Genomic DNA, 9,909 nt, shown 5'->3' with positions numbered 1-9,909 from the left:
CCCGGCGAATAACCGCTGTCGCGGGCAGGGTCGTTGAAGATGCGCAGGCGGATATAGTTAAAGCCGTGGTCCTTGAGGATCAGGATAGGGTCCTTGTCGACACCCTTGTCGGAAAAGTGCATGCCACGGGCCTCGAGCTGGGGGAGGAAGGAGATGTCGGCCCCAAGGATTTTTTCGGTCGCGATGGCGGGCGCGGGGCTGCTGGATATATATCGCGGGTCAGTGGTCAGGGTAGCTACGCTCCCGGGTGAGACGGTGAGGATGTCCGTAGTACCGGCGAAGAGCCCCACGGCCCGCGCCTCGAACCTGATGGCGCCGGGGTCGCCGGTGGACTGGACGATGACCTGGCAGTGACCGTTAAAGAGGCTGCGTTGCCAGGCGCCGTCGGCGCACTTATCGGGCTCGTGGCTGCTGGGATCGCCGTTACCGACGCCAATGATCTTACCGGGGCCGCTGATGAAGAAACGGATCATGTTGTCCGCGTCGGGGACCACGCGGCCTTCCTTGTCGACGACGCTGATATTGAGGACGGCGGCGTCTTTGCCGTCGGCGAGCATGGTCGTTTTGTACGGGGTCAGGACGACTTCCACAGGAGGACCGGTCGTCTCAACGCTTGTGCTGAAGGTGCGGCCTTTTTTATGCGCGATGGCTTCGAGGGAACCGGGGGCATAGTTGACGGACCACACGAGGTGGCCATCCCGGGGCATGTCCTTTTCGCCCAAACTGACGCCATTGAGAAAGAGCTCGACACTGTCGGCGTTGCTGTTGACCCACACGTCGATGGGCTTGCCACGGCGGTAACCCCAGTTCCAGTGCGGGGAGATATGGAGCACGTCCTTGTCGGTCCACCAGGATTGGTAGTAGTAATATATGTTTTTCGGAAAACCGCAGACGTCCATGAGGCCGAAGTGCGAATTGATGTTGGGCCAGCGGAAAGGCGTAGGCTCCCCGCGGTAGTCGAAACCCGTCCAGACAAAGGCGCCGGACCAGTAGTCGTTCACGGCGGCGAGCTTCCACCAGGTTTCAGCGGTGCTTGCCCAATAGGGCGCCGTCATGTCTTCGTCGGGGAGGTACCCACGGATACTGTCGCGTTCGTAGATCCCCCTTGTAGTAACGGTGCTGCCCATCTCGGTACCGATAATGGGCTGGTGGGGATGGTCGCGGTGATAGTCGGCTACGCCGTATTGCCGGTAGTTAAAGCCGCGGATGGGAATGACCTCGTTGATACCGGGGAACCAGTTGGCCATGTCCGCGGCATAGGTGCTGGTCCGCGTCGGATCGAGCTCCTGTTGTTTGGCCAGCAGGGTCTGGGCAATGCGCTTGCCGTTGCCGTTCGCCTGTACCCAGCCTTCTTCGTTCCCGATGGACCAAAGAAAAACGGACGGGTGGTTCCGGTCGCGCAGGATCAACCGTTCGAACTGGTCCAGGTATTCGGGGCTGCTGTTGAGCAGGCGGTTCTCGTCGAGGACCAGCATACCGAGGCTGTCGCAGGCATCCAGCAGGGCTTCGGAGGGCGCGTTGTGGCTGGTCCGGTAGGCGTTAGCGCCCATGTTCTTTAGCGTCCGGATGCGGTAGTATTGCATATAATCGGGTAGCGCGCTGCCGAGGCCCGCGTGGTCCTGGTGGTTGTCGGTACCGAGGATCTTTACGTGTTTTCCATTCAGGAAAAAGCCCTTGTCCGCGTCGAACGCCAGCGTCCGGAAACCGAAGCGGGCGCCGCGGCTGTCGAGCGTCTTGTCGCCGGAGGCGACTACGGAATAAACGCGATAGAGGTAGGGGTCTTCGAGCGACCAAAGGCGCGGCGAAGCGACAGTAATGGTTTGGCGCACGGTCTGACGACCGTTGACGTCAAGTGTTACCGGTACTGCCTTGGTCCGGCCCAATACGCGGCCGTTACGGTCGGTAATATAGGAGGACACCGTCGCGCGCGAAGCCGAAAGTCCCTGGTTTTCGACGGTCGTCTCCACGGTGACCGCGTCGCCGGCCGTATGGACGAAGAGGCCCCCGTCGGGGATGTGGACGTTGTCGTATTCATTGAGCCAGACGTGGCGGTAAATGCCGGCGCCCTCGTAGAACCAGCCTTCGTATTGGGAGGCGTCGACGCGGACGACGATGACGTTGTCCTTGTCAAAACGCAGGTAATCGGTGATGTCGTAGGATACGCCGAGATAGCCGCTGAGGTTGTTACCGAGGTAAAAGCCATTGACCCAGACGCGCGCGTCGCGGAATATCCCGTCGAATTGCAGTTGAAAACGGCGTCCCGAATCCTGGGCGGGCACGCTGAAGTGCTTACGGTACCAGCCGATGCTGGTTTCGGGGAACAGGCCGCCCACGGGTTTGTAGCCATGGGATTCCACGTCGAAGCTGGCGCTGTTGGCAAAAGGCAGCTCCACGGCCCAGTCGTGGGGCAGGTCGAGCGTGCGCCAGGTACTGTCGTTGAAACGGGCGTCGACGGCGGTACCACGGGCGCCCCCGGTCTTGGAGAAAATCGTGGCAACACCATAGTTGAAGTCCCTGGACGGGTCGCCGGCATAGCCAAAGTGGAACTTCCAGCCACCGTCGATATCGCGGTGCACTCTTTGGGCGGAACATAGGGCCGTGGTAAACAGTAAGCAGGCCAAAACGAGGATTCTGTTCATAGCATTTATTTTTTCTCAAGCCAGATGGAGGCGATTTCGAGATTGCCGCCTTCCGTGGATATTTGAACCTTTTCCATGTTGGAGAGCGAGAAAGGTGGAAATGAGCCAGCGGCTTTGAACCAAAGGGGCTGGAAGCCGGGGTAAGGCCGGGGCATCAGCCAGCAGGAGTCGGGCTGCCAGTTTTGCGGGACGAGGTCTTGCATGTCGCTGCCGAGGGTGATGTCGGTTCCGTAGGAAAAGCCATCGCCGTCGGTGAGGACAACGTGCGCACGACCGGTGCCGCGCGCCCGGATGACGAGCTGATCGAGCGTGGAGAGGTCGGGGAGGCGGCCTGTCGTTTTCTTCAGGAAATCATATTGCAAGCCCATCGTATGCGTCCCGGCGAGTTGAAGCACCAGGTGTTCGGGGATCTCACCCGTAATATACGCCGTTTGAAAGCCTCGCGCGAACCCGGGATAAACCCAGGCGTTGTGATCGGTCGTGGGGTCGAAAAGGGTCAACCGGGCGCCGGGAGCGGCGACATAGGTCGTCCAGGCTTCGTCGTGATGGTACTGCCAGGCAAAGGGGTTGCCGGGAACGTCGCCGGGGAACGCGGCGTAGGCGTTGCCCTTTTGCAGGATGATCCGGTAGGTCAACGCGCCGGGCGTGACGAGGGACGCGGGGACGGTCGCTGTGTAGTGCGTGGCGGAGCGGCGCTCCATGGGTATCCACGACGGTTGGCGACCGCCCAGGCGGCCGATTACGAGATAGGCGTGACCGGTGTCGAGACCGGCGACGTCGGCGTCGATCGTGAAAGGGTTGCCCGCCGTTATGGTTTGGTAGGGGTCGTGGCGGAGGAAAAGCGACGTGTCGTGCGGCTGCGGGGCGTAAAACCCGCCCGATTCCGCGGTTAAGTCCTGAAGAGGGGCGCCATGGCGGATCAGGACGTATGCACCGGGACGGATGTTTATGGTTCCATCACTGGCGCCGGTCGTCCTCATGATCCCGGCGTCGACGAACTTATAGACGTCGAAGTCGCGATCCAAACCGGGAAGGTCGATCGATATCGCATTCTCGTCCCATTGAACACGTATAGCTTCCCGGTCGGGGGAAGGGGGCCCGAACGGGTCGCGGAGGCGGATGATGTCGGGCATGACCTCGAGCGACCATTCCCCCGGGCTGATCCTGTCGAGGAAGTAGGCGCCGCTGCCCGTGTAATGGATGATGGGCGAGCTCCCGACGCCGGCGATGTGTTCCAGCGTTTTGGGGGCGATCGGCTGGGTTGAGGTGTTGTTGGTGTAGTAAAACTTTTTGGCAGTGTTCATTTCGCTGAGGTCCTCCCGGTAGCTCACGTGGAAGGCGTCGAATACCGTGTCGGCCGGATAGGCCCCATAGCTTTTGCCCCTCGGCACGGTATGGAAGACCTCCGAAGCGATCAGCAGGCTGATGGCCTTGCCGGGCGTATAGGGCAGGCTGCAATAGTGGGTCTGGTATTCGGTATTGGCGTACGCCAGGGCCATCGGGTCGTAGGCGAACTGGGTGGCCCATTGAAAACCGGCGGTCCGGAAACTGCGGGCCACGGCGGGGTACATATAGGACTTGAGGACGTCGGCGGTTTCGAATTCATACACCATCCGCGCCTTGTTCCGGAATTCGGGTATGGTGTCGAAGGGCACCCGGTACGTATCTACGTTGGGCAGGAAGTTGCCGGTCAGCTCGGCGCCGGACACTAACCCGGTGGGGTACCACTGGAAGCTATGCCCATCGACGGCAGCTTTTGCCACGGCGTCGGCGTAATAAGGCGACTGGGAAATGTTGTAGAAGAGGGGCTTTGTCCACCCCACGCTCCGGATGGCCGCGGCCAGGCGGTCGATGTACGCGGTAACGCCGCTCTTCGGGCCGCTGTGGCTGGGCTCGTTGTTGAGCTCGACGGCGATGATGTTCTCGTCGTCGGTGTAGGTATGGTGGGTGTAGGGGTTGACGTGACGGAACAATTGCTTCAGGTAGTTCTCCTGGGCGCGGATGGCGGTGTCGTTGGCGGTGGCTTTTGACTTTCCGTATACCCGGGAGAACCCCGGGGTGCGCTCGTCCCGTTCCGGGTAGCCGTTGCCCCAAAACGCGATCGGCGTCATGATGGTCATGATGTGCCGTTTTTCCAACTCGGCTATAAGGAAGTCAAAAAGCCTCAGGTGCTCGTTTTCCAGCAGGTTACCCAGGGAGTCGGTGATCTCGGTGTCCCATACGTGGACGCGGAAGGCGTCGAGACCCAGACGCGCCATGTGGTAGACGTCCGCGCGGATGGCGGCTTCGGGGTCTATGCCCAGGGCCTTGTGGGCGCGATAGGAGTAGGCGAAGGGAACAGTGTAGTTGACGCCGAAGAAGGCGGCTTCCTGCTGGGTTTTGGTCCAACGCAGGATGCCGCTTTTATCGACGTATACAAGTTGTGCATGTAGTTGCGTGCACAGCAGGAGGGTCAAGAGGAGAGGCGCGCGCTTCATATTAGTTGGTATACCCGGGGTTTTGCTGGATGATCCCGCGGCCTTGTAAAATTACACTTTCGGGTATAGGAAAAAGAACGTCGTAAGGTTGCGCATTTTTGCCCGCGGCGACGGCGGTGGATATATAAACGCCGGCGCGGATCAGGTCCTGGCGGCGGAGGCCTTCGCAGTATAATTCACGGCCGCGTTCGTCGAGGATGGCCTGACGGAGCTGGACCTGGGTCATCCCGGCAAAATCGCTCACCCCTGCCCTTTCGCGGACCTGGTTGACATAAGCGTAGGCGCCGGCCGGACCGGTTTGCTCGTTGATCGCCTCGGCCATAGACAGCAGCACGTCTGCATAACGGAAGACGACGACGTCCAGGTTCTGGCCCACCAGACCGGGTTGGACGGCGGTATACTTCAGCGGTATGGCGCCGGGCATGCCGTTGGACTCGTTTTTGACGACCCCGCTGGTGTTGGTATAGCTGCTAAGGATGGTCGTGAGCCGTTGGTCGCCGGCGTCATATTTGTTGTAAAAAGCCCACGGCATGAACTGGGTGATCCAACCCACGGCCCTGGGCGCGACCATCGGCTCGGCGGAGGCGAAGTCCTGCGGGAAAACTTCCTGTGGCCAGAAGTTGGGGGACGACTGGTTCGCCGGTACGCCATAGATGACTTCGGGGTTCGAGCCGGAGCCGCCGGAGGTATTGAAAATGGCGGCATAGGAGCCGGGGCCGGTCATCAGGGAATATACGCCCATGCTGATGATGTCCTGGGCGGCCGCCTGGGCCTGGGGCCACATTTTTTTCATCATATAAATCTTCAGGAGCAGCATTTTGGCGACCCCCTGCGACATGCGTCCCCAGTTGGCGGCGTCGCCGTTATAATCGACGGCCAGGTTGGGCATGGCCTGGTTGAGGTCGCCGATCATCTGGTTGACATAGGCCGTATCGCTGGGGCGCGCGGTTTCGGCGGTATCGGTGAGGGTGGCTTCGTTGACCTTGACATTGACCGGACCATAAAAGTCATAGAGCACGTACATCAACCACGCCCGGAGCGCCTGGGCCTCGGCGATGTATTGCTTCTTAACGGCGTCGGGTACCGCGGAGGAAGCCCCTATGGCGGTCATGATGTCGGTGGCTTTGGCGACGTAGCTGATCTTGGAGTAGGTCGCCTCGGCCCCGCTGGCGAGCGTCCAGGTGCTCGGGCCCCAGGTGTAGTTGACCAGTGGGCCGGTGTTGCCGTCGGTGGCGGTATTGGTCACTTCGTCGGTACCGACTTCAGACTTGGAAAAGTAGGTCTTGATGTCCGCGTTGTACAGGCCCGCGTACCAGGTGGGACCGGAGGTACCGGGGTCGTCGTTGCCCCAGTTGCTGGTAAAGGGGACGTACAGGGTCATGAGGGCGGCGTTGGCGTCGCCGGTCGATTGGTAGAAATTCTCGGGCGTCAGGGCCGAGTATTCCTTGGTGTCGAGCGCCTTCTTGCAGGCGGGAGCCAGCAGGCACGCAACAAGCAGCGCGCCACAAGCCGGGATATATGTGAGGAGTTTCATGGTATATGTTTTAAAAGGTGACGTCTATGCCTATGGTGCTGGAAAGGGCCTGGGGATAAGGGTTCGGCGTGCCCTGGGCTGCCAGCTCGGGGTCGTAGCCCTTGTAGTTGGTCCATATCCCGAGGTTCTGCACGCCCGCGTATATCCTCGCGGCCTGGATCACCTTTCTGGCGTGGAGGGTGTAACCCAGCATGATGTTGCTAAAGCGGAGGTAGTTGACATTCTGGTAAAAAAAGTTGTTTACACCCGAGGGGTTGTTGCCGTCATACGGGTTCTGGGCCACGCCCGGGTAGATGCCGTTCGGATTGGCGGCGGTCCAGACGTTTTTGATTCCCTGCACGGAGTTCTGGGCGCTGGTAGTGGCCATGCGGCCGGCCAGGTAAAAGCCGTTCGCCGCATAGTCGCTTTGGAGGTACATCCCCAGCTTGCCGTACAAAAAGACCGAGAGGTCGAAATTGCCGTAGTTGAAACGGTTGGTCAACCCGAAGCTCCAGGCCGGGGCGGAGTGCCCGAGCTTGACCACGTCCTTCGAGTCCAGCGTTTTGTCGCCGTTGATGTCCTGGTAGATGATGTTGCCCACGGTGGCGTTGGGCATATAGTTGGGGACGTCGCCGGCGCTTTTGATGATCCCTGCTGTCTTCCAGCCGTAGACCTCGTCCGTCCGGTCGTTCACCTTCTGATAAGGTTCGAGCTGTACGTAGGGGTCGCGGCTCAGCCAGCGGTTGACATAGTTGGAGATGTTGAACGAGGTCTCCCAGCGGAAGGTGCGGGAGACGATGTTCTTGGACGTGATAGAAAACTCCACGCCCTGGCTGCGCTGGGAACCGATGTTGACGTTCAGGTAGCTGACCGCGTTGTTGGCGGGCAGGGGAACCGAGTTGAGGAGGTGGATGCGGTCGTTGCGGAACAGGTCCACCGTACCGGTGATGCGGTTGTTGAACAGACCGTAGTCCAGCCCCAGGTTGGTCGACCGGATGGTCTCCCAGGTGAGGTTGGGGTTGGCCAGCTGGGACACCGACACGCTCGGATAAAAGGTGGCCGCGTTCCCGCTCCCGATCAGGAAGCTGCCGCCATCCGTGGAATAGAGGCTGAGCGCGTTCAACCCGGCGTCGTCACCCACGGTCCCGTACCCCGCGCGGAGCTTGAGCTCGGAGACCACCTTGGAATGTGACAGGAACGACTCCTGGCTGATCCGCCAGGCGCCGGAGGCGCCCCCGAAGATGCCATATTTCTTGTTGACCGCGAAGTCGCTCGACCCGTCCCGGCGGCTGTTGATGGTCAGGATGTACTTCGATTTATAGGAATAGTTCAGGCGCAGGAATTGCGAAATCTTGACCAGGTCCGGCGAATGGTAGGATTGCTCATAATTCTGGGCGACGTTGGTCCCCAGGCCGATGTCGTTGTAACCCAGCGCGTCGGTAAAGAACCCGACACCCTGCATCGACGTGCTGGTGTTAAAGCTTTTGTAGTACCCGCCCCCGCCGACGAGCGAAAAGTTGTGGTCTCCAAAGCTCTTGTTGTAAGTGGCATATCCCTCCGCGCTATAATTCTGGATCGACTGCGTGGAGAGCTGGGCGAGCCCGGTGGGATACAGGAAGTTCTGCGCTTTGGAAGGCAGGAAGAATTGCCGGTTGGAGCTGGTCTTATCGATCCCGCCGACCAGGTCCACCTTCAGGTTATCGAGGATCTTTATATCCAGGCTGGGCGCCGCCAGCACGCGGCCGGTCTGCAGCTTGTCCGCTATCGTAAGGAAAGCCGCGGGGTTCATGATCTCGGTGTTGAGGGTGTGCGTAAAATTCCCGGCGTCGTCGTAGACTCCGACCGCCGGCGAATAGGCGTACGCCGCCTGGAGGGCGTTGTACTTTTCTCCCTGGCCGCCGGCCCCGGAAGAGGCGTTGTTGCTGTTGATCTGGCTAAAGGTCACGTCGACGCCCAGCTTTACCCAGCTGTTGAGTTTTTGCTCGATGTTCGCGCGGCCGGTGTACCGGACGAAGTTGGAATTTTTGAGCAACGCCTGGTTGTTGTAATAGTTGAAGGACGTGAACACACGCGTCATGTCGTTCCCGTAGGTAACCGAAAGGTTGTGTTGGTCGATGCTCCCATGCCGCATCAGCATCTTGAGCCAGTCGGTGCCGCTACCAGCCGTGTCTATCTGCGCCTGGCTGAAGACGGGATTAAAGGTAGGTCCGGATGTGTTGCTCCCATACGGTCCCATCTTGTTGTTGTACAGATACTGATCGTAGTTCAGAGCGTTGACCTGTTTCTCAAAATCGGTTGCGTTGAGCAGGTGGTAGTAAGGCTTGGCGGTTTGGAGGGTATACCCGCCCTGGTATTCCGTGGTCACCACGCCGTTGGTCTTCGCCCGTTTGGTGGTGATCAGGATGACGCCGTTGGCCGCCGCCGATCCGTAGATGGCGGTGGCGCTGGCGTCCTTCAGGATCTCGATGGATTCGATGTCGTTGGGGTTGATGTTCTCCAGGGGGTCCCGGTCGATACCGCCGCTAAAGCCCAGCTCGTTGGAGCTGCCCCCGCTGGTGATCGCGGGTTCCGCGGCCTGGTTGTTAAACAGGGGAACCCCGTCGATGACGTACAGGGGATACCCCTGGCCCCGGATATTGATGTTCAATCCGCCTCCCGGCTGGGCCGTCCGCTGGTCTACGTTGAGACCGGCGGCCTGGCCCTGCAGGAGGTTGTTGATGGAAGTGCTGGCGGTCTTTGGAAGGTTTTCGGCCTTGATGGCAACGGTAGACCCGGTAATTTCCTTTTGTCGCTGGGTTCCGTACCCGACGACCACCACGTCGCCGAGGCTCGCGGTCAGGGATTGGAGGGTGACGGACATGTTACCGGTGGCCTTTTGCTCCAGCGCGGTGTAGCCGATGGAAGTGAACACCAGGACGTCGCCGGGGGCGGTTTTTAGCGTGAAGTTGCCGTTTTCGTTGGTGGAAGTTCCTACGTTCCTGCCTTTGACGGTTACCGTGACCCCGGCAAGAGCATGGTTGTTGGCGTCCGTGACCTGGCCCGAGGTGGTGCGCTCCTGCGCTTGCATACGCAGACACCATAGTAATATGGCCATTAGGACAAGCAATCGTTTTTTCATTGTGGCAGTTTTTATGTAATCGTTTACTGCCTCAAAAGTAGATTGCTTGAAAATCAGCGAATTGTCGTGGCGTTCTTTATTTTAGTTCGTTCGTGCAAAAATCGGGTGTACAAATGGGCTAAAAGTGTACGATAGAGCAAAAGTCCCATATTCCGAATTAGA

General features: G+C 59.7%; 4 protein-coding genes. All 4 read right to left on the bottom strand.

Going from position 1 to position 9,909, the window contains the following annotated elements; all coding sequences use genetic code 11:
- The coding region (gene galA, locus VL547_RS15655; RefSeq protein WP_325579468.1) for a beta-galactosidase GalA at window positions 1-2,639 on the bottom strand (2,639 nt) is incomplete at its 3' end.
- Between the two features lie 5 nt (window positions 2,640-2,644).
- A complete protein-coding gene (locus tag VL547_RS15650; protein ID WP_325579466.1) occupies window positions 2,645-5,116 on the bottom strand; it encodes a membrane or secreted protein in 2,472 nt (823 codons plus the stop codon).
- Window position 5,117: 1 nt separating this feature from the next.
- Window positions 5,118-6,650 (bottom strand): RagB/SusD family nutrient uptake outer membrane protein, encoded by a 1,533-nt coding sequence (locus tag VL547_RS15645; RefSeq protein ID WP_325579464.1) that lies wholly within the window; start codon window positions 6,648-6,650, stop codon window positions 5,118-5,120.
- Between the two features lie 10 nt (window positions 6,651-6,660).
- Window positions 6,661-9,747, bottom strand: a complete 3,087-nt coding sequence (locus tag VL547_RS15640) for a SusC/RagA family TonB-linked outer membrane protein (protein WP_325579462.1) — start codon at window positions 9,745-9,747, stop codon at window positions 6,661-6,663.
- Window positions 9,748-9,909: the final 162 nt, after the last annotated feature.

Source organism: Dinghuibacter sp., assembly GCF_035492835.1.
Lineage (GTDB): Bacteria > Bacteroidota > Bacteroidia > Chitinophagales > Chitinophagaceae > Dinghuibacter.
This window is presented reverse-complemented; position numbering and strand designations above follow the sequence as displayed.